Origin of the sequence: Streptomyces sp. LS1784, assembly GCF_020103755.1 — a bacterium.
Taxonomy (GTDB): Bacteria; Actinomycetota; Actinomycetes; order Streptomycetales; family Streptomycetaceae; genus Kitasatospora.
Genome location: NZ_JAHSQD010000096.1, coordinates 1 through 21,453, shown reverse-complemented (window position 1 = coordinate 21,453; position 21,453 = coordinate 1). Strand labels below are relative to the sequence as shown.

Below are 21,453 nucleotides of genomic sequence, written 5' to 3'. Positions count from 1 at the left end.
GCCCGCGCCTGCAGCACCGGCACCCGCCTCGTACGCGGCGACACCGGCCTGCACAACACCGCCTCCCGGCACGTCATGACCGCCCGCGCAATGCTCCAGGTCACCGACGACGGGCGCCCCGCCCACGACGGGACCACCCGGCACCACTGCCCCACCCCGTCCACCGGCCCGCAAGCCCCGGCCGGGTCCTGAAGGAGGGCGGCCGCGGCCTGCGAGGCGTCACCCTCCGCCCCCCGGCCCGCCGTTCTCCACCACCCCGTCCACGCCCACCCCACCGGCCGAGGCACCCCCGCCCCGGCCACCCGCCACACCCCGCCCGCCGTCCCGGCACCCGCCACGCCCCCACGCCCCCACGCCCGCCGCGGCCCTGCCCCGCTCCCGAAGTCCGCTCCGGGCCCCGCCCCCGGAGTGTCCGGTTCGGCGGCTGCCCCGCGGCGGGGGTGGGGGCGGGCAGTAGGATCGGCGGCGTTGCATCCCGTACACCGCTGGTAGGAGGCTTTTCATGGCTCAGGTCACGCTGAAGGGGAACCCGGTGCAGGTCGGTGGCACGCTGCCGGCCGCCGGCAGCCAGGCACCGGCGTTCACACTGGTCGGCGAGGGGCTCGCCGACGTGTCGCTGAAGGACTTCGCGGGCAAGCGCAAGGTCCTGAACATCTTCCCCAGCATCGACACCCCGACCTGCGCGACCTCGGTGCGCACCTTCAACACCAAGGCCGCTTCGCTGGACAACACCGTGGTGCTGTGCGTGTCGGCCGACCTGCCGTTCGCCCAGGCCCGGTTCTGCGGCTCCGAGGGCCTGGAGAACGTCAAGACCCTGTCCACCCTGCGCGGGCGGGACTTCCACGACGTGTACGGCGTGGCGATCGCCGACGGCCCGCTGGCCGGCCTGACCGCCCGCGCGGTCGTCGTCCTGGACGAGAACGACACCGTCCTGCACACCGAGCTGGTCGCGGAGATCGCCGACGAGCCGAACTACGAGGCCGCGCTCGCCGCCCTCAACTGACCTGATCGGCACCCGACTTCCCGGTGCCACCCTTGTGTTTGCCCTGCGGCGGCCCGCCCCCGCGTCCTCCCCGACCCGCCCCCTGAAGGCGGGGACGGGAAGCGCGGCGGCGGGCCGCCGCACACCCACCCCCACCCACCCGCCTGCCGCCTCCCCGTCTGCCTGCCTTCCCTGCCTTCCCTGCTATCGCGAACGGACCCGGCCCAAAGAGCCCCCCCGTGACCGGCACCCCACCACCGGCCACCGCACCGAACCGCGCCGCGAACGGCGCCGTGGGGGCGCCGCGCGGCCGCGGGTCGGCCTGCGCGAGGCCACCGGCACCGGCCTGCCCCGTTCCGGAAACAGCCGACAGGCCCCCGGATGCAGCGAACAACCACCGCGACCCGCAACCACCACGACAACCGGCCGGCGTCCGAACGCCACCAGACCACCGCGCGCACCGACAGGAACAGCTCGTAGGCGAGCCGCTCACGACGGGCGGTGGCGGCCACCTCGACGAACCGCTCGCACAGGACGGGTAGCCGCAGGTCCCGGCAGAGCTCGTCGATCACGACATCCTCCGGTTCGCCTGGCAGCGGCATCCCCGTGGCCGCACGAAACCCGACAAGAGCACGGAGACACACAGCACCCGAAAGACCGGCACAAGCCCCCACCGGGACCGGCACCAGGCCCGCCCCGCACCGACGCGACAGCCCGGACCCCGAACCCCGCACCGGCGGGACGACCCGGCCCCGGGAACGGCGGGACGGTGGGACGGCCCGGCCCCCGAACCCCGCACCGGCGGGACGACCCGGCCCCGGGAACGGCGGGACGGTGGGACGGCCCGGCCCCCGAACCCCGCACCGGCGGGACGACCCGGCCCCGGGAACGGCGGGACGGTGGAAGGGCCCGGACCCCGGTCCCTGCCGCGTACCCCGGCAGGCGGTGCCACAGCCCCCGGGGGGGCAGGACGCAGGTGCGCCCCCTCGGCGTGCCCGGCACGGGGACGGGCACGTCGAGGGGGCGCGAAGGGACCTGCGGACCGCGGCTCGGACCCGGAGGACGGACCCGGGCCCGGAGGACGGACCGGACGGACCGGGCGGACCGGACCCGGAGGACGGACCGGATCCGGTGGACCGGCCGGGCGGGCCGGGGTGGCCGGGGGTGGCGCTCAGGTGATGGAAGCGCCGGAGTCGATGCTGATGACCTGGCCGGTCATGCAGTCCTGGTCGAGGAACAGGGTGATCGAGCGGGCGACCTCCCGCGGGGTGACGAACCGCGGCACCGGGACCTTCTCCCGCATGCCCGCCACCACGTGCTCGGGCAGCGTGTCCGTCATACCGGTGATCATGAAACCGGGCGACAGGGCGTTGACGGTCACCCCCCGCCGGCCGCACTCCGCCGCGAGGGTGCGGGTCAGCCCGATCAGGCCCGCCTTCGACGCGGAGTAGGCGGTCTGCCCGGCAGTGGCGATCAGCGCCGACGGCGAGACGATGTTCACCACCCGCCCCCAGCGCGCCCGCAGCATCGCCGGCACGCACGCCCGCGCGGTGTGGAAGGAACCCACCAGGTTGGTGTCGATCACCTGCCGCCACTCGGCGGGGTTCTGCATCGCCATCAGCGCGTCCTTGCGGATCGCCCCGTTGTTGACGAGCACGTCCACCGGCCCCAGCGCGGCCTTGATCTGCTCGTACATCACCCCGACCGCGTCCCAGTCGGCGACCGAACCGGTCACCAGCACATGCTCGTTGACCAGCTGCGCGGCGACCTTCTCCGCGCCCTCACGGGAACTGTTGTAGTGCACCGCGACCCGGCAGCCCGCCGCGTCCAGCGCCAGCGCCAGCTCACTGCCCAGCCCCCCGGAGGCACCGGTGACCAGCGCCACCGGAGACTGCGGACGGGTACCGAAGGCGTCCTTGCCGCTCACCGCGCCACCCCTCCCCACGTCAGCAGGACCGAACCCCACGTCATACCCGCACCGAACCCGGCCAGCAGCACCGTGTCGCCGTCCTTGATCCGCCCGCTGTCCAGTGCCTCCGCCAACGCGATCGGGATCGACCCCGACGCCGTGTTGCCGTAGCGCTCCAGGTTCGTCACCAGCCGGTCGGCAGGGATACCCGTGTGCGAGAGCACCGAGTTGATGATCCGGATGTTCGCCTGATGCGGCACCACATGGTCCACCTCCGCCGGCGTGATCTTCGCCTGCTCCAGCGTCTCGCGGATCGTACGCACCGTGTAACGCACCGCGTTCAGGTAGATCTCGTTGCCGTTGATCTGCGCGTAGTGCAGGCCCTTGGCGACCGTCTCGGCGGTGGTCGGCATACGCGAGCCGCCCGCCAGGACCTTCAGACTGTTCTTGCACGAGCCGTCCGCACCCAGGTTCCACGCCCTCACACGGTTCACCGCACCCGGCTGCAGGACCACCGCACCCGCACCGTCACCCACCAGGATCGACAGGTCCCGGTCGGCGGGGTTCGCGGTCAGCGTGTGCGTGTCCGAGCCGATCACCAGGATCGGACGCGGATCCATGTGCAGCAGACCCGCCGCCGTCACCAGCGCATACACGAACCCCGCACACTCGGAGTTCACGTCGTGCGCACTGCCGGCGATCTTCAGCTCGTCGTGGACGAACGCCGACGTCGCCGGCGAGGGCTGTTCCGGAGTGGCCGTCGCCACGATCAGGTGCGCGATGTCCGCACCCGAAAGGCCCGCGCGTTCCAGGGCCCGGCGCCCGGCCTCCACGGCCATCGACGCCGTGGTCTGCCCCTCACCCACCGCCCTGCGCTCACGGATCCCGCACCGCGAGACGATCCAGTGCTCGTCCACACCGAACCGCTGCGCGAGCTCGGCACTGGTCACCACACGTTCGGGCACCGACATGCCCCAGCCGGTGACGTCGAAACCGCTCACCACCCGACCCCTCTCTCCCCTGGTGGCCGGGGTCTCAGTTACCGGCAGCCGGCACGAGCGCCAGGATCCGCTCGTGGACCACACGCAACGTCGTGGTGTCGTCGATGTCCGCGAACAGCGACTCGTCCGCCGGAATGTGCGGGTACTGGTTCTGGAAGCCGTACAGCCACTCCATCAGGTCCAACGAGTCCACGTCCGCGATGTGCTGCAACGCGGCGTCCGCGTCGATCTCCTGAGCACCGGAAACCGCCTGAAGCTGCTGGGCCAGGTCCTCGATCGTGGGGATCTGAGACATCAGTGATCGTTCCTCTCCACGCCCACCTCTCAAGTGGGCGCCATCAACGCGTCGAAAGAACAGGTCAGGAAGACACCCCCGGAACCCCGCCCCACACCCCGACCACCCTCAGGCGGACAAAGCCAGGACGAACGCTCCGCAGCGCCCCGGGAACCAAACGAGGCATAGAACACCCCGCACCCCGGCAACGAAGCACCCGCACACCCGCACCACGCACCCCACCACACCAGCCACACCACACCCCCCGAACCCGCCACCCGCCCACCCGCCCGCCCACCCGCCGGCCGGGCCCCGAGCGGACACCACCGCACCCCGCCCCCGGCAACACACCACACCGACACACCAGGGAACGAACGAACGGACCGGCACACACGGCACACGAACAAACAGGACGAGCGGAACAGACAGGACCAGCGGAACGGACAGGACGAGCAGGACGAGCAGGACGAGCAGGACGGGCAGGACGGGCAGGGCAAGGCGCACGAGACCGGCACGAGAGCCCGCACAACGGACCCCTTACGGAACAACGCGGCACGACCCCCGGACAGCCAACAACACCACCCGGGAACCGAAGCGCCCCCAACGACAGACCATGGGAGCCACGTGTCTTGCCGAAACCGCATGAAACCCGCCCCCATGCAACCAGCCCGCAACCCACCCACCCCCACCCCCCTTGCGCACCGCTTGCGAGACACACGCTTACCTGACCCACAACACACCGCACCCGCACGCACACCACCCCAACCCACACCCGCACAACCGCACGATCGCGGCACCGCCGTACGGCGGCACGGCTGCGGTACGGCGGCCGTCCGGACAGCCGGCACCCGCCGCGAACCGGGCCCGCACCACCGCACCAACCGCCCCCACAGGGCGGAACCGGCCACCACCGCTCCACAGCCGCCACAGCAGCCACGGCGGACCGCCCGGCACGCACCACCGACACCACCCGGACGCCAAGAAACCGAACAGCCCGACCATTCACCCCCCGGCAGCACCAACCACCCGGGAGAACAACCCCGTCCGACAAGAACCACCGCACACCAGGCAGCACCAACCACCCGGCACCGCAAGCAGGTTCACAAGAACCACCGCCAAACGCCGGGCAGCACCAACCACCCGGCAACGGCGGCCGACCGGGCACACCGCCCGGGCCCGCCAGACACCAAGAACACCGCACACCAGGGCCGTTCACCCCAGGCAGCACCAACCACCCGGGGAATCAGCCCAGCTCGACAAGAACCACCGCACGCCGGGCAGCACCAACCACCCGGCAACGGCGGCCGACCGGGCACACCGCCCGGGCCCGCCAGACACCAAGAACACCGCACACCAGGGCCGTTCACCCCCGGCAGCACCAACCACCCGGGGAATCAGCCCAGCTCGACAAGAACCACCGCCACACACCGGGCAGCACCAACCACCCGGCACGGCAGGCACCAAGGCCTCGGCCCGACAGGGCCGCCCACTCCGGCCGGCACCCGCCGGTCCGGACCCGGACAACAACACAGCCCGACCGGGCAACCGGGCAACCGGGCAACCGGATCGGTCGCACGGCAACCACACCGAAGGCCATGGCAGCCAGGCCCACCCGGCGCCACCAGGCCGCCCGCCACGGCCCGGCCCACCCGCCGTCGCGCATCCCGTCCGACCACCTATTCCACAACCGTCAACCGAGGGGCCCCATCCCATGACCACCGTCGAAGCCCGCTCCATCAACCCCGACGTCGAGGCCATCCGCCACCACTACGAGGTCCCCAACGAGCTCTACCGGCTCATCCTGGGCCCCACCATGATGTACTCCGGCGGCTACTGGGAGGACGGCGAGGACCTCGTCGCCGTCCTCGACGAGGCCCAGGAACGCAAGCTCGACGCCTTCACCGACCTCGCCCGCGCCGCCCACACCGACTCCGTCCTGGACATCGGCTGCGGCTGGGGCACCATGCTCAACCGCCTCACCACCGTCCACGGCGTCAAGAAGGCCGTCGGCGTCACCCTCTCCCGCACCCAGGCCGACTTCGTCGACGCCCTCGCCAACCCCGCCATCGAAGCCCGCGTCGAAAGCTGGGAAGACCACCGCCTCGCCGACGGCCAGGCCCCCTACGACGCCGCGTTCTGCATCAACGCCCTCGAACACTTCGTGCTCTCCTCCCTCACCCCCAAGGAGCGCACCCAGCGCTACCGCGTCTTCTTCAAGCAGGTCCACTCCCTGCTCAAGCCCGGCGCCCGCTTCGTCCTGCACACCATGACCGTCGAGAACCCCCCGCTGCGCCGCCAGCTCCTGGACGACCTCAAGTTCCTCCAGCGCGAGGAGTTCGAAGGCTGCCACATCCCGCGCCTGCCCGAACTCGCCGCCGGCCTCGACGGCCTCTTCGAGGTCACCGAGATCCGCAACGAACCCGAATCCTTCGCCCGAGCCTGCCGCGCCTGGCTCCAGCTCCTGGCCGCCCGCCGCGACGAAGCCGTCACCATGACCGACGAGACCACCGTCGCCCGCTTCGAGCGCTACCTCGACATCTTCGCCTACACCCTCGAAGACCACATCTTCAACAACTTCCGCGTCACCCTCACCCGCCGCGCCTGACCCCCAGGCCCACCGAGGACACCCCAGAAGAGGACACCGACGCCATGACCACCACCCCCGCCCCCAACCGCACCACCACCAGCCACCCCACCACCGGCACCGGCACCGGCACCGCCGCAGCAGCGGCCCCCGCCACCACCCCGGCGGCGGGGGTGGCCCCCACCCCCACCACCACCGCGGGCACCCCCACCACCGCAGGCACCACCGCAGGCACCGGCACCAGCACCACCGCGGGCACCGGCACCGGCACCGCCACCCACCCCACCGCCGACCTCGCCGTACGCCACCTCAAAGTCGCCGTCATCGGCGCCGGCATCTCCGGCCTCGGCACCGCCATCGGCCTCCTGCGCGCCGGCATCAACGACTTCCTCGTCTTCGAACGCGCCCACGACCTCGGCGGCACCTGGCGCGACAACACCTACCCCGGCTGCGCCTGCGACGTCCAGGCCCACCTCTACTCCTTCTCCTTCGCCCGCAACCCCGAATGGAAATCCACCTTCGCCACCCAGGCCGAAGTCCACGCCTACCTCAAAGACTGCGCCACCCGCTACGGCGTCGACCCCCACCTGCGCTACGACCACGAACTCCTCGACGCCACCTGGAACGACACCCACCACCACTGGGACATCCGCACCAAACACGGCCGCTACACCGCCCAGGTCCTCGTCACCGGCACCGGCTACCTCTCCGACCCCGCCATCCCCGACCTGCCCGGCCTCGACACCTTCACCGGCACCGTCTTCCACTCCTCCCGCTGGCGCCACGACCACGACCTCACCGGCCGCAACATCGCCGTCATCGGCACCGGCGCCTCCGCCATCCAGTTCGTCCCCGCCATCCAACCCGACGTCGCCCGCCTCGACCTCTACCAGCGCACACCCCCCTGGGTCGCCGCCAAACCCGACAAACCCAACACCCCCCGCCACACCTGGATGCTGCGCCACCTACCCGGCTACCAGCGCTTCCGCCGCGCCTTCAACAAACACGGCCGCGAAATCGTCGCGTTCTTCATGTCCCGCCCCTCCCGCACCACCGGCATGAAGAACATGGCCGCCGGCCACCTCAAGAAATCCGTCACCGACCCCACCCTGCGCAAACGCCTCACCCCCGACTACACCGTCGGCTGCAAACGCCTGCTCTTCTCCAACACCTGGTACCCCGCCATCCAACAACCCAACGTCGACATCATCTCCGACACCATCACCCACATCGGCCCCACCCACATCACCACCGCCGACGGCACCCGACGCGACATCGACACCATCATCCTCGCCACCGGCTTCACCGCCACCGACCGCCCCATCGCCCGCCTCATCCACGGCCGCAACGGACGCACCCTCGCCGACACCTGGAACACCCACGGCATGACCGCCCACCGCGGCACCACCATCCACGGCTTCCCCAACCTCTTCATGATCCTCGGCCCCAACACCACCCTCGGCCACTCCTCCCAAACCGTCATGATCGAAGCCCAGATCACCTACATCCTCGCCGCCCTCAAAACCCTCCACACCCACCACCTCACCACCCTCGACGTCCACCCCGAAGCCCAAAACGCCTACAACCACACCCTCCAAACCCGCCTCAAAAACACCGTCTGGAACACCGGCGGCTGCCACAGCTGGTACACCGACACCAAAGGCAACAACCCCTCCATCTGGCCCACCTACACCTGGCGCTTCCACCAACAAACCCGCACCTTCGACCTCACCAACTACCAAACCGCCACCCACACCAACCACACCACCACCCCCTAACACCCCCCACCCAGCCACCACCCCACCACCCCCACCGCCACCGCCACCGCCACCGCCACCGCCACACACAGCACAGCACGGCACGACACGGCCAACACAACCAGAGGCCGGTAGACGGGGCCGACAGGAGCGGTACGGCCGGTAGAAGCAGTAGGGCTGGCGAGGCCGGTAGAAGCAGTGCAGCCGGTAGAGCTGGCGAGGCCGGTACGGTCGGCAGGACTGACACGGCAGGCCGATAGGAACCGCAGAAGCGGTACGGCCGGCAGACGGGGCCGGTAAGGCTGGTAGGGCCGGTAGTCCCGGCGGCCAGCGCGGCCGGCAGGACTGACAGCGCAGGCCGACAGGGCCGGTAGGAACGGTGCGGCCAGCGCGATCGACACGGCCAAGGAAGACCGGCACGGCCGGTAGGACCGGCGGCCAGCGCGGCCGACAGGACTGACAGCGCAGGCCGACAGGGCCGGTAGGAACGGTGCGGCCAGCGCGATCGACACGGCCAAGGAAGACCGGCACGGCCGGTAGGACCGGCGGCCAGCGCGGCCGACAGGACTGATAGGGCAGGCAGATGGAGCCGATCGGGCCGGTAGGAACGGTGCGGCCAGCAGGACCGGCGGCCAATATGGTCGGTCCAGCCGGCAGGACTGGTAGGACCAACACAACTGATGGGCCGGTACAACTGCCAGGCAAGCAACCGGCCCCGCGCCAGCACAACCGGCACAGCCAGTAAAGCCGATGCGGCCGGTACGACCAGCAAGCAGGAGGACCGGGACAGCCGGCAAGACCAGCAGGACCACTAGGACCGGAACAGCCGGGACAGCCAGTGCGGCCGATAGGCAAGGCAACCGGCTCCCACACCCGCACAACCGGCACCGCCAGTACGTCAGGTACAGCAGGTACGACAGGCCGGCAGGCGAGGGAGCCGACCCCCGCACCACCACAACCGAACACCGGCACCACCCACCAGCCACCCGACCACCAGGACCCCGCAACACCAACCCGTCCTGACACACCGGGGGCCACCCGAACATCACCACCCCGCGCCAGCACAATCGGCACGACCAGTACGACCAGTACGACCAGTACGGCCGGTGCGGCTGGTGCGGCTGGTAGGAGCGACAACCAGGAGGACCGGGACAGCCGGTAGAGCCGATTGGGCCGGTAGAGCCGATTGGGCCGGTACGGCCAGTGCGGCCGATAGGCAAGGCAACCAGCTCCCACACCCGCACAACCGGCACCACCAGTACGTCAGGTACAGCAGGTACGACAGGCCGGCAGGCGAGGGAGCCGACCCCCGCACCACCACAACCGAACACCGGCACCACCCACCAGCCACCCGACCACCAGGACCCCGCAACACCAACCCGTCCTGACACACCGGGGGGCCACCCGAACATCACCACCCCGCGCCAGCACAATCGGTACGACCAGTACGACCAGTACGGCCGGTGCGGCTGGTAGGAGCGACACGCAGGAGGACCGGGACAGCCGGTAGAGCCGATTGGGCCGGTACGACCAGTGAGGCCGACAGGCAAGGCAACCGGCTCCGCGCCAGCACGACCGGTAGCGCCATTACCTCAGGTACAGCCGGAACGCCTGGTAGGACCAGCGGACAGACGGCCGGTGCAGCCAGCAAAACTGGTAGGACCGGCGGGCCGGTACAACCGCCAGGCAAGGAGCCGGCCCCACGCCAGCACAACCGGCACAGCCGGTAAGGCCGATGCGGCCGGAAGGACCAGCAAGCAGGAGGACCGGCACGGCCGGTAAGACCGGCAGGCGAGGGAGCCGACCCCCGCACCACCACAACCGAACACCGGCACCACCCACCGGCCACCCGACCACCAGGGCCCCGACCGAAAACCGAGGCCCCGCAACCGGGCCCCACAAGACCACCGAACACGCGACACCCACCACGAACCAGCCCGTCACGACAGGAACTTCAGGAACCGCCCACCCAAAACGGCCACCCCGCACTGCCGGACCGCACCAACCACAACCACCGCCCACCACGCACCACGCCGAAGGCCCCGGACACGACACGAGCCCCGGACACGGCCCACCCCAGGCACCACCCCCGAAACCCGGACACCGGCCGGACACCACCCGGGCACCGGTCGGGCACCGGCCGGACACCACCCAGGCACCGGTCGGGCACCGGCCGGGCACCGGCCGGCCGACCCGGCCCAGCAGCCCCGAAAACCACCCTCACCACCCGCGCCGCCACCAAGAGCCCGCAGTGCCGCCCACCCAGACCGGCACCGTCACCACCCGCCCGGAACCACCCGACACCCACCACAACCAGCCCCAAACAAACCGGACTCCAGGAACCGCCCACCCACAGCACCCACCCCCCGAACCCCCCGAACCGGACAGGCCACACCAACCCGGCCCACCCACCCCCCTCGCCCACGACCTACCGACAACCCACCGCCCCACCCACACCATCCACCAGGAGACCACCCCGCATGAACCGCCCCGCCCTGTCCAGGCGCGCCCTGCTCACCGGCGCCGCCGCCACCGTCATCGGCTTCAACACCACCACCCGCACCTGGGCCACCACCAACACCCCCACACCCCCCGGCTGCATCACCCCCCTCCCCCCCATCCAAGGCACCCTCACCACCAACACCACCACCCGCACCGCCTACGCCCAGGACTTCGGCCGCCTCACCACCACCACCCCCTACGCCGTCCTCAACCCCGCCGGCGCCCCCGACATCGCCACCATCATCAACTTCGCCCGCCGCAACCAACTCAAAGTCGCCATGAACGGCCAAAGCGGCACCGGAAACGACCTCGAATCACACTCCAACTACGGCCAAGCCGGAGTCGCCGGCGGCATCAGCATCAACGCCCGCGCCCTCAACCGCATCCACACCATCACCCCCACCAACGCCACCGTCGACGCCGGCGTCACCTGGGCCCAACTCACCGAAGCCGCCCTCACCCAAAACCTCACACCCCCCTGCCTCACCGACTACCTCCACCTGTCCATCGGCGGCACCATCAGCGTCGGCGGCATCGGCTCCACCGTCCACAAACACGGCCTCCAAGCCGACACCGTCGAATCCATCGAAATCGTCACCGGCACCGGCCGCATCCTCACCGCCTCCCCCACCCGCAACCCCGACCTCTTCCACACCGCCCTCGCCGGCGCCGGCCAAGTCGGCATCATCACCCGCGCCACCGTCAAACTCATCCCCGCCCCCCAAAACGCCCGCGTCTTCACCCTCACCTACGACAACCAGAACACCTTCCTCACCGACCAACAAACCCTCCTCGCCGACGGCCGCTTCCCCTCCCAAGTCGGCGAAATCCTCATCCAACCCACCGGCCAACCCCCCCGCTACAAAATCGAAGCCGTCGCCCACTACAACGGCACCACACCCCCCGACCCCACCCCCCTCCTCACCGGCCTCAACCCCACCACCACCGACATCACCGACCAGACCTACCGCGACTACACCTACCGCGCCGACACCTTCGCCGACACCATCAAAAACCTCGGCTACTGGAACGCCCCCAAACCCTGGCTCTCCCTCTTCCTCCCCGCCTCCACCACCCCCACCTTCCTCACCGAAGCCCTCCCCCACATCACCCCCGACGACATCGGCGCCGGCCTCCTCCTCTGCTACCCCTTCCACACCAACAAACTCACCCACCCCCTCGCCATCACCCCAAACGAACCCATCACCTACCTCTTCGACTTCCTCGCCTTCCCCCACCCCAACACCAACCCCACCCCCGCCCTCACCCGCAACCGCACCCTCTACAACCGCGCCACCCAACTCGGCGCAAAACGCTACCTCGTCGGCGCCATCCCCAACATGACCCAAACCGACTGGCAAAACCACTACGGCCCCCACTGGACCACCCTCACCACCGCCAAAAACACCTACGACCCCACCCACACCCTCACCCCCGGCCAAAACATTTTCCCCTAACACCCAAACCCCCCCCACCCCCACCCACCAAAAGGCGACCCCATGCACCCCATCCACCACACCGACCAAACCCTCCTCAACCACCCCACCCACACCGTCTGGAACGCCCTCATCAACGAACTCAACGGCAAAACCACCTGGTGGCACCCCCACAACACCCACCAACCCGGCCCCACCGGCCCCCACCACCCACACGGCACCACCACAACCACCATCCACACCACCGGAATCGGCAAACCCGGCCCCAAACTCCACTTCACCAGCACCACCACCCACATCACCCCCCACACCCAACTCACCCAAACCCACACCGGCCACTTCCACGGCACCACCACCTACACCCTCACCCCCCACAACAACAACACCCAAACCCAACTCACCATCACCTTCACCACCACACCCCACCACCTCGCCAAACTCCTCAACAAACTCACCAACCTCACCACCAAACACACCACCGCCACCCAAAACGCCCTCACCAACCTCCACCACCACCTCAACAACCAGCAATAGAAAGCTGCAAAGAAAGACGAACAACGCGAATGAGCCGGGCACATCGTGTGCTTCCGGCTCATCGCGCTATCTGCTTGAGGTTCGCCGAAACCGACGGCCGGCGGGCAAAATAGTCGTTCACCAGGAGACGGATGCCGCCAGTTCTCCGAGGAGTCCAACCGGCTGGTGACCTCGGGTGACCACCAGCGGTGTTCGGCTCTGCGTCCCGCCGGTCTCCCAGATCGACCACGGCCAGGGGCCTTCGAGTCCGCTGATAGATTCCTGCGGTGAGCGAGCAACTGCCCAGCGGCGGCATCGAGCTGTCACCCGACGAGATCGAAGCCCTCCACGCCAGGTGGTCATCCTGCTGGACCCCGAGTGAGGTCGCGCAGCGGTTGGCCGGGATCGGCACCCCCTGGTACGTGGCCGCGGGCTGGGCGCTGGACCTGTTCCGCGGCAGGCAGACGCGCGCGCATGGGGACATCGAGATCGCGGTTCCGGCCGCGAGTTTTCCCGAGGTCCGCCGCCGCTTCCCCGGGTACGTCCTCGACGCGGCAGGCAGCGGGCGGATCTGGGAGGACGCCACCCCGGAGGTGCTGGCCGCCGTACATCAGACGTGGCTGCGCGATCCGGCTACTGGAAACTACCTGCTCGACGTGTTCCGCGAACCGCACGACGGCGACACCTGGATCTGCCGACGCGATGAGAGGATCCGACTTCCCTACAGCGGCATCATCCACCACACCCAGGACGGCATCCCGTATCTGGCGCCCGAACTGGTCCTGCTGTTCAAGGCCAAGCACGCCCGCCGAAAGGATCAAGCGGACTTCGACGCGACCGTCCCACATATGACCTTGACTCAGCGCGAGACCTTGGCCGAGCTACTCGCCTGCGCGCACCCGGGGCATCCTTGGCTCGCGGACCTGTAGCCCGCGCCTCCCTCGGATTCCGGCTGACGCGCACGGGTTCGAACAGGCCCTCGTACTTGGAGCGTCCGTCAGTAGGTCATCGGATGCGTGGGCTTCGGGGCCTCACATTAGGTCATTCGAGGTAATCGGCTTCGTGTGTGGACTCTGCTCGGATTACTTTTTGTTGCGGGCGGTTCGGTGTGAGTGGTTGCCTCGCCGTCGTGGCCGAGCGAACGGTCACGAGAGTTCGAGGAATCACCTCAGAAGGAGAGATCCTTGCTCAGCATCAAGAAAGCCGCGACTGCCACCGTCGCCGTCCTGGCCGTCACCGGCGCCGTGACGGCCGCGGCCCCCGCCTCGGCCGGCGAGGTCCGTCAGGTGAGCCAGAACGTGCGCTTCTTCAACGAGGCCACGGGTGGGGCGCTGGACGCCAACGGCTCCGGGGCCCCGGTCGCCATCACGTGGGAGCCCAACGGTACGGCCTTCCAGGACTGGATCGTTCGGCCCAACCGCACGGGGTACCTGATCGAGAGCGTGGCGAGGAGGGGCAACTGCCTCCAGGCGCCGCTGAACCCTGGCGACGCGATCCGGGTGGTTCCGTGCAACCCCCACGTCCCGACCCAGAACTGGCGGGGTGAGCGGGTCGGTGACCAGTGGGTCCTCGTCGAGGAGGCGGACCAGGACTTCGCCATCGAGGCCGTACGCAACTCGCAGCCCGTGGTGAAGGCGTTCCGCGACGACAACCCGCGACAGCTGTGGCACGTGTCCCCCTCCTGAGCCGCAAGGAGTGAGCCTTCCGCCCCGCCGGGTCCAGACCCGGCGGGGCGGAAGAGCTCTTGGGCAAACACCTCCTCACGAGTCCCTGTTCGTCTGGAACCACCGCAGTGGACGTGCGCGGGCGCCCCCACCACTCGACCGGCGAGCCAGGCCAGAGCTAGATTGTCAGGTCCCCGACGCCACAACGGGGCAGGCCGCAGACCGTTCCCCCAGGAGGACGCCCGTGCACCGCATCACCGCCAGGACCACCACCGCCCTGCTCGCCGCCGTACTCGCCGGTACCGCGCTCGGAGCCGCACCGGCCTGGAGCCGCCCCGCGGACGGCGCGCCGCCGACACGCCAGGTGGAGGTGTTCGCCGAGGACGGCGGCATCTCCCGCGCCCAGGCCCCGACCGTCTCCCCCTACCTCGCCGGCCGACCCCAGGGCGTGGCGCCGGTGCAGGGCGACGGCGAAGTGACGGCGCTGGTCCACAACGGGGAGCCGGCCGCCAAGCTGGACGTGGTGGTGATCGGAGACGGGTACACCGCGCAGGAGCAGGAGAAGTTCCGTGCGGACGCGACCCAGAAGTGGCGCGAGCTCACCTCCGTGGAGCCGTACGCCACCTACCGCGGGCTGTTCAACGTCTGGGCGGTGTCCGCGGTTTCGCCCGAGTCGGGGGTGACCGGGGACCCGGACCAGGCGACGGTGCGACACACCGCTCTGGGTTCGTACTTCTGGTGCGACGGCGTGGAGCGGCTGCTCTGCGTGGACGAGAAGGCGGTCGAGACCTACGCGGCGAAGGCCCCGCAGGCGGACCTGGTGCTCGTGGTCGCCAACAGCGCGAAGTACGGCGGCGCGGGCTACAACGACGTCAAGTCCCCGGTCGGCTACGAGGGGATCGCCACCGTGGCGGGCGGCAATGCGAAGTCCGGGCAGATCGCGGTGCACGAGACCGGGCACTCGCTGGGCAAGCTGGCCGACGAGTACGCGTACGACGGCCAGGGGACGTACCAGGGCGACGAACCCGCCGAGGCCAACATCAGCACCCTGACCGCCGACCGGATGCGCCGGCAGGGCGCCAAGTGGTCGCGGTGGCTGGGCCAGACCTCACCGGACGGCGGCACGGTCGGCACCTACGAGGGCGGCGGCTACTACCCGGCCGGGCTCTACCGTCCGACCGAGAACTCGATCATGCGCTCACTCGGACGCGAGTTCAACCTGCCCGGACGCGAGGCGATGATCGCGGGCTTCTACCGCCACGCCACCCCGCTCACCAGCCCCACCCCCGGAGGCAGCCGGCTCACCACCGCCGACCGCCTCACCGTCGACCTGCCGGTGCCCGGCACCCGGCTGCGCTGGTACCTGGACGGCCGGGAGCTACCCCGGCTGGCCGGCCGCACGGCACTGGACCTGGCCGAGCTCAAGCTGACCGGGCCGCACTCCCGACCGCACCTGCTCAGCGCGGTCGCCACCGACCCCACCCCGGCCGTCGCGGACCCGGCACTGCGCACGAAGCTGACCGCGAGCCTGTCCTGGCAGGTGACGCGCCAGGCGCACTGACCCGCAGGGTGGTTCACGCACAGGCCATCGCCCCGGCGGACCTCCGCTGACGGAACGACCGGTGCCGGTCTCCCCACGAGCTGGGGCGACCGGCACCGTGAGCCGGGCCCGTTACGGCAGCGGGATGCGCACCACCTGCGGGTCGTGGTCGCTGAGCTGCGTGCTGAACTCGCTGTTGATGTGCACGATGTCGTAGCTGTACGACGTGGCCGCCAGCGAGCCGGAGATCAGGATGTGGTCGAGCACCTGCGAGTTGCCCTCGTACACGTAGGTGTAGCGCTCGGGCAGCGGCAGGGTGCGCGGCAGGTCGGTGAGCGAGCCGCCCGCGGTGAGGATGTCGGCGGTCTGGGAGAACTCGAAGTCGTTGAGGTCGCCGAGCACGATGACCGAGGCGTTCGGGTCCACGGCCAGGATCTTGTCGGTGAAGCCCTTCACCACGGCCGCCTGGTCGTGGCGCTGGCTCTCCGAGGGGTGTGTCGGCTGCTGGTAGCGGCCGAAGAGGGGCTGGTCGCCGCCCTTGGAGTTGAAGTGGTTGGCGATCACGAAGACCGGCTTGCCGTTCCAGCGGAACTCACCGGCCAGCGGCTTGCGGCTGGAGTTGAACGCCGCGTTGGTCGGATCGATCCGCCCCGGGGAGTAGGCCAGCTGCGGCGTGCCGCCCGCGTTCACCACGGAGTCGGCGGTGGTGGATCCGGCGCCGGGGCGGTCGGTGAAGGAGAGGCCGCGGTCGGTGCGGAACAGGAACACCTGGCGGATGTTGCCGCCGGGCTGCCCGCCGTCCTGGCCGTCCACCGGGTCGATCGCGCGGTAGGAGTAGGAGGGGCCGCCGGCCGCGGTGATGGCCGCGGTGAGCTTGGCCAGGGTCTGGGTCGCACTCACGGTGCCGTCGTCGGTGGCACCGCTGTTGTCCTGTATCTCCTCCAGGGCGACCAGGTCGGGCGAGCGCAGGTTGGTGACGATGCCCGCCGCGAGGCCGTCGAACTTGCTCTGCGGGTCGGACGGGGCGAGGTTCTCCACGTTGAAGGTGGCCACGGCGAGCTGGCCCGCCGTCGGCGCGGCGGTGACCTCGGGGGCGGTGCCGCCGGAGGTGACCGTCGGGGTCGCCGTGACCTGGAGGGTGAAGTTGCCGAAGGCGTAGTCGAGCACGCCGACAGTGGCGCCGGTCAGGGTGTCGCCGACGTTGGCGGTCGGGGTGGGCGCGAGCGCCTTCCCGAGGACGACCCGCTCCGGGTTGCCGTCGTTCGCCTGCAGCAGGATGCCGCCCCGGTTGGTGCGGGTGGTGCTGCCCTGCGGAACGACGGGGACCTCGCCGTACTTGTTGGTCGGGCCGACCACGGCCGCGTTGTCGATCTCGACCCGCATGCCCTCCAGGGACTCCCAGAAGTCCAGGCCGTCGGTGGAGGGCTGGAAGTTCCCGGCTGTCTCGACGTCACCGGAGGTGACGCTGGAGATGACCGCGGACGGGGGTATCCGTCCGCCCTGGCCGACCAGGGTGGCGGCGGGCAGCGGCACGTCGTGGGCGACCACCGTGACGGTGGGCGCGGTCAGTTCGGTGATCGACAGGTTGGTGGTGCCGCCGGTGCCGCCCGGGCGGAACTGGCTGACGGTGGCGCTCACCGTGACCGAGTCGCCGACCGCGACCGAGGGCGCGCCGGCGGTGTAGACGTAGATGCCCTCGCTGGTGGCGGGGTCGTTGTCGGGCTGTGGGTCCTGGTACCAGAAGCCGTTGGGGCCGACGGCCGTCACCACGCCGGGCACGGCGCTGACCGCACTGCCGGCCAGCGGGGAGGTGCGGGCGGCGCCCTGGATGTCGTGGATGCGGGTGCCGCCGGGGTTCCCGCCCCCGCCGGTCGAGGAGGAGTTGCGCGGCCTGGGCGCGCCGATCGCGAAGTCCGCCGCGTTGTTGTCGGTGTCGGTGGCGCCGCCGCCCGCGCGCAGGGCGGCCGTGGTGTTCGACAGGTTGGCGGTCGGCGAGCCCTCGGCGGAGCCTGCGCTGCTGCCGTAGCCGACGAGGTCTTTCACTCCGGGCTGGCTCGCACAACCCGAACTGCAGGTCAGCGCCGTGCCGTTGGTGACGAGGGCGACCTTGCCGGAGGTCGCGGACATGGCGATCGTGCCGGTGGCGTCCGCCGCCGGCAGGGCGGCGCCCGCACCGGCCCCGGCGGCCTCCTGGACGAGGAAGTAGCGGCCGGGCGCGATCGTCCCGGAGAGGGTGGTCCGCGACCAGCTCGAACCGCCGGCCGAGGCGTACTGCACCGTCCAGCCGGTGACGGACACCGACGTGGTGCCGCGGTTGTACAGCTCGACGAAGTCGTTGGTGTACGGGGAACCGGAATTACCGCCACCGCCGTACACCTGGCTGATCACGATGTCGGGCGACACCGCCTGAGCCACGCCGCCGGGCAGCGCCACCAGCGCCGCCACCACGGCCGCGGCCGAGGCCGCCGCCAGTGTTCGGCGCCGGACTCGCGGCGTTCTCGGGGTGATCCGGGGATTCGGGGTGCTCTCCATGAGGCTTCCTCCTGACCACCGACCGGGCTCGTGGCCCGGCGGTGTGACCACGGATGGGAAAGGTTCGGCGCTGAGGTTGTAGCAGCGCCACCAGATCCCTACCGCCCGTACCGGGCAACGGCCAGACGTACGGCGGAAGAACGTTTCTACGCGCGACAAGTGGGAGGCCGAATTCCGGGTGGCTGGATGACAACGCCCGCTCCCCGCAGGGTCGCCGGCCCGACCGGGACACCAGAGGGCCCGGGTCCGGCAGCGCCCCCGCTGTCGGACCCGGGCCGGTCCGCGTCGCCCACCGGGTCTCAGCCCGGACGGTGCCGCACCGGCGCCGCCCGGGGCGGGCGCCGGCGCAGCGGAGCCAGTTCGCGTTCCAGGGTCCGCACGTCCAGCGCTATCCGGGACGCGATCTCACGCGGACCGGTGCCGGCCGGCAGACGGCGCGACCAGGAGCGGGGCTTGGCCGGGCCGTCCTGGACCATGTCGAAGTTCAGCCGCACCACGTCGGCGACGTCGACCAGGCTCACCAGGATCCTGGTGTCCGCGAGGTCGATGCTGACTTCGTTCCCGATGCACGAGCAGGCCACCAGGCCCTCGATGTCCTCCTCCGCCAGGTATCTGGCCAGGGGTACCGCCTTCCCCCGAACCAGAAACGGACGTTCCACCGGAGTCACCGGAACCGCCTCCTCCCCAGCAGCTGTACGGCGTCTCGGCCGCGGCGCAAGCACACCGCAACAGACCGGACCCGGCCTATGCTCCACCACAACCATCCGGTTCGCCAACTCGGTGTCTCACCAACTGAATTGGCCGAACGCACCGACCCGGCGCACCGGCGCACGCCGCGGCGCACCGAACCGCCCGACCTGCCGGACGGCAGGGGTGGGCGCACGGCCCCGGAACACGTGTGTGCCCGCCCGCACGAGGCGGACGGGCACAGCAGCGGTGGGCGGGAGGGTCGTGGCTCAGCGGCCGGCGCGGCCGTGCAGCACCAGGGAGCGGGTCAGCGCGAGCAGACCACCCGTGCAGAGCGCGGTGCGGAGCATGTTCACCGGCACCCAGCTGTCCGCGAACCTGGCCCGAACGGCGGCGAAGTCGTGGATCTGCGACGGATCGCCGGCCGCCGCCAGCTCGTTGTTCAGCGGGATGTTGACGCCCATGGTGACGATCAGCGCCACCACGTACAACACCGTCGCCGCGGCCGCCCACAGCGCCGCCTGGCGCCGGCCCGCCTTGTGCAGCAGCCAGGCCGCCAGGCCGGTAGCCGCGAAGGCACCGACGAAGACCAGGCCGAACAGCCCGTTCTCGATCGACTTGTTGATGTGCTGCATCGCCGTCACATAGGTACGGTCGTCCCCGGCCGCCAGGCCCGGCATGACCGACACGTCGAAGGCGAAGAACAGCCCCGCCATCAGGCCCATCGCGACGGTGGCACCCACCAGCAGCGGCCCCGCAGCCTTGCTCTGTCCGACGGCCTGCACCGAACTCCCCACCCCCACGCCCCCGATGGCCGACGGCGTCGTGTACGACAGCGGAACCGCGGTCTGATCCGAACGCATCTCAGGACCCTCTCACTCTTCCGGCCCCGCTGAGTGCGGCGCCGACGAACGTGGAACACTCGACACCGCCCACCGTGCGGCGAGCCGCGCAACAGAACCGCGACAACCGGAACCCCGGCCCCCGGGCGAGCACTTGCCGCACCTCGTCGTGCCGCGCCCGAACGGATCGGCCGGGGTTGCCGATGCCCGGCCGGCCCCGGGACCGGGGCCGGCGGCTCAGAGCACCGCGGCCAGGCCGCGCCGGTACCGCCGGTCCAGGACCGTCCGGCCGAGCAGCCGCACCGGAGCCGGGATGGTCGCCGAGACCGCCCGGACCGAGGCCGCGTCCGCGCCGTCGAACATCCAGGGCTGGAGATAGGTCATCACCTGGGTCGGTGCGCTCCCGATGATCCGGCGCTCGACCCGCAGGTACTCGTCCACCGGCAGGCCGGCCAGCGCCGGGAAGACCACCGGCTCCTCGTGCCGCAGGTGCTCGCGCACCAGGCTCTCGAACGCCTCGGCCGCCTCCGGCAGTTCGGCGCGCAGGCCGGAGCCGAGCACCCCGGCCACCCGGCGCATCGAGGCGTCCAGTGCCTCGTGGTCCTCCTCCAGTACCCCGCTGCCGTCGAAGCCCGCCACCCGGCCACGCAGGTACGGCCAGAGGATCTCGTCCTCGCTGTGGTGGTGCCAGTCGATCACCGCGCGCAGCCGCCCGAACCACTCCGCAAGCGCCGCGGAGGAGCCCGCCGCGCCGCGGCGCGCCGCGGCGGTCAGCCGTGCCGCGTCCCGGCGCATCGCGACGTGCATCAGGCCGAAGCCCTTGAGCTGCTCGGGCAGCGCGCGGAGCCCTTGCTCCGTCGACCAGAGCGTCGTGCCGTCCGTCATGACCAGACCTCCAGAGTCCGTTCGGATTCTCAACCAACGCCCGCCCGCAGGGGCGGCCGGTCCGAGCCGCCCGGGACGGGTCGGCTCACGCGTTCCACACGCCCGAGGCGGCGGCCTCGCGGGCGTAGTCGGCGAAGTCCCTCGGCTCACGGCCCAGCGCCCGCCGCACACCGTCGCCCAGCGACGCGTTGCGACCGTCCAGGATCATCGAGAACAGCTCCGCGAAGTCCGCCGGCAGCCCCGCCGCCTCCAACACCTCCCGGTACGCCTCCTGCGAGACCGCCTCGAACCGCACCTCACGCCCCACCGCCGCCGACAGCTCCACCGCCACGTCCGCGAACGACA

Annotated in this window: 15 protein-coding genes and 2 pseudogenes; 9 read left to right on the top strand and 8 right to left on the bottom strand. The window is 70.6% G+C overall.

What is annotated here, in order from left to right:
• Together KS423_RS14325 and tpx are read left to right on the top strand one after the other, a co-directional pair.
• A pseudogene (locus tag KS423_RS14325) lies at positions 1–192 on the top strand (hypothetical protein); the annotation flags it as partial.
• Positions 193–502: 310 nt separating this feature from the next.
• A complete protein-coding gene (tpx, locus tag KS423_RS14320) occupies positions 503–1,003 on the top strand; it encodes a thiol peroxidase (protein WP_224279098.1) in 501 nt (166 codons plus the stop codon).
• 1,150 nt (positions 1,004–2,153) lie between these two features.
• On the opposite strand, the gene KS423_RS14315 is transcribed toward tpx, so the two are convergent.
• Genes KS423_RS14315 through KS423_RS14305 form a run of 3 tightly spaced genes read right to left on the bottom strand, consistent with a single transcriptional unit; the run spans position 2,154 to position 4,187 of the window.
• Positions 2,154–2,909: an SDR family NAD(P)-dependent oxidoreductase gene (locus KS423_RS14315; protein ID WP_224279096.1), complete on the bottom strand. Its 756-nt coding sequence runs from the start codon at positions 2,907–2,909 to the stop codon at positions 2,154–2,156.
• Positions 2,906–3,892, bottom strand: a complete 987-nt coding sequence (locus tag KS423_RS14310; RefSeq protein WP_224279094.1) for a 3-oxoacyl-ACP synthase III family protein — start codon at positions 3,890–3,892, stop codon at positions 2,906–2,908. Before KS423_RS14310 ends, KS423_RS14315 begins: the two co-directional genes overlap by 4 nt.
• A gap of 34 nt (positions 3,893–3,926) precedes the next feature.
• Entirely contained in the window at positions 3,927–4,187 is a 261-nt protein-coding gene (locus KS423_RS14305; protein ID WP_224279085.1) for a hypothetical protein, read from the bottom strand.
• A 1,690-nt stretch (positions 4,188–5,877) separates the two neighbouring features.
• On the opposite strand from KS423_RS14305, the gene KS423_RS14300 reads away from it, so the two are divergent.
• From KS423_RS14300 to KS423_RS14265, 7 genes are all read left to right on the top strand, one after another.
• Positions 5,878–6,771 carry a class I SAM-dependent methyltransferase gene (locus KS423_RS14300; RefSeq protein ID WP_224279083.1) on the top strand — a complete coding sequence of 298 codons (894 nt, stop codon included), beginning with the start codon at positions 5,878–5,880 and terminating at the stop codon, positions 6,769–6,771.
• Positions 6,772–6,815: 44 nt separating this feature from the next.
• Entirely contained in the window at positions 6,816–8,528 is a 1,713-nt protein-coding gene (locus KS423_RS14290) for an NAD(P)/FAD-dependent oxidoreductase (RefSeq protein WP_263454845.1), read from the top strand.
• A gap of 2,459 nt (positions 8,529–10,987) precedes the next feature.
• Complete coding sequence (locus KS423_RS14285; protein WP_263454844.1) at positions 10,988–12,466, top strand: FAD-binding protein; 1,479 nt, start codon at positions 10,988–10,990, stop codon at positions 12,464–12,466.
• 42 nt (positions 12,467–12,508) lie between these two features.
• Positions 12,509–12,979, top strand: a complete 471-nt coding sequence (locus tag KS423_RS14280; protein WP_224279081.1) for a hypothetical protein — start codon at positions 12,509–12,511, stop codon at positions 12,977–12,979.
• A gap of 266 nt (positions 12,980–13,245) precedes the next feature.
• On the top strand, positions 13,246–13,887 hold the full coding sequence (locus KS423_RS14275; RefSeq protein WP_224279079.1) for a nucleotidyltransferase domain-containing protein: 642 nt from the start codon (positions 13,246–13,248) through the stop codon (positions 13,885–13,887).
• A 255-nt stretch (positions 13,888–14,142) separates the two neighbouring features.
• Positions 14,143–14,643, top strand: coding sequence for an RICIN domain-containing protein (locus KS423_RS14270; RefSeq protein ID WP_224279077.1), 501 nt, complete (start codon positions 14,143–14,145; stop codon positions 14,641–14,643).
• A gap of 223 nt (positions 14,644–14,866) precedes the next feature.
• On the top strand, positions 14,867–16,183 hold the full coding sequence (locus tag KS423_RS14265; protein WP_224279075.1) for a M64 family metallopeptidase: 1,317 nt from the start codon (positions 14,867–14,869) through the stop codon (positions 16,181–16,183).
• A 111-nt stretch (positions 16,184–16,294) separates the two neighbouring features.
• Here the strand turns inward: KS423_RS14265 and KS423_RS14260 are convergent, their stop codons facing one another.
• The 5 genes and pseudogenes from KS423_RS14260 to KS423_RS14240 all read right to left on the bottom strand — a co-directional run.
• Positions 16,295–18,694: a lamin tail domain-containing protein gene (locus KS423_RS14260; RefSeq protein WP_224279073.1), complete on the bottom strand. Its 2,400-nt coding sequence runs from the start codon at positions 18,692–18,694 to the stop codon at positions 16,295–16,297.
• Positions 18,695–18,993: 299 nt separating this feature from the next.
• Positions 18,994–19,353, bottom strand: coding sequence for a hypothetical protein (locus KS423_RS14255; RefSeq protein ID WP_224279071.1), 360 nt, complete (start codon positions 19,351–19,353; stop codon positions 18,994–18,996).
• A 297-nt stretch (positions 19,354–19,650) separates the two neighbouring features.
• Positions 19,651–20,244, bottom strand: a complete 594-nt coding sequence (locus KS423_RS14250; protein WP_224279069.1) for a DUF1772 domain-containing protein — start codon at positions 20,242–20,244, stop codon at positions 19,651–19,653.
• A gap of 216 nt (positions 20,245–20,460) precedes the next feature.
• Positions 20,461–21,108, bottom strand: a complete 648-nt coding sequence (locus KS423_RS14245) for a hemerythrin domain-containing protein (RefSeq protein ID WP_224279066.1) — start codon at positions 21,106–21,108, stop codon at positions 20,461–20,463.
• An 85-nt stretch (positions 21,109–21,193) separates the two neighbouring features.
• Positions 21,194–21,453: pseudogene (locus KS423_RS14240) on the bottom strand (NmrA family transcriptional regulator); the annotation flags it as partial.

What these genes read in the sequence shown, in the direction of transcription:
- tpx (WP_224279098.1), top strand. Translation starts at nt 503, where the DNA reads ATGGCTCAGGTCACGCTGAAGGGGAACCCGGTGCAGGTCGGTGGCACG.
- KS423_RS14305 (WP_224279085.1), bottom strand. Translation starts at nt 4,187, where the DNA reads ATGTCTCAGATCCCCACGATCGAGGACCTGGCCCAGCAGCTTCAGGCG.
- KS423_RS14300 (WP_224279083.1), top strand. Translation starts at nt 5,878, where the DNA reads ATGACCACCGTCGAAGCCCGCTCCATCAACCCCGACGTCGAGGCCATC.
- KS423_RS14290 (WP_263454845.1), top strand. Translation starts at nt 6,816, where the DNA reads ATGACCACCACCCCCGCCCCCAACCGCACCACCACCAGCCACCCCACC.
- KS423_RS14285 (WP_263454844.1), top strand. Translation starts at nt 10,988, where the DNA reads ATGAACCGCCCCGCCCTGTCCAGGCGCGCCCTGCTCACCGGCGCCGCC.
- KS423_RS14280 (WP_224279081.1), top strand. Translation starts at nt 12,509, where the DNA reads ATGCACCCCATCCACCACACCGACCAAACCCTCCTCAACCACCCCACC.
- KS423_RS14260 (WP_224279073.1), bottom strand. Translation starts at nt 18,694, where the DNA reads ATGGAGAGCACCCCGAATCCCCGGATCACCCCGAGAACGCCGCGAGTC.
- KS423_RS14250 (WP_224279069.1), bottom strand. Translation starts at nt 20,244, where the DNA reads ATGCGTTCGGATCAGACCGCGGTTCCGCTGTCGTACACGACGCCGTCG.
- KS423_RS14245 (WP_224279066.1), bottom strand. Translation starts at nt 21,108, where the DNA reads ATGACGGACGGCACGACGCTCTGGTCGACGGAGCAAGGGCTCCGCGCG.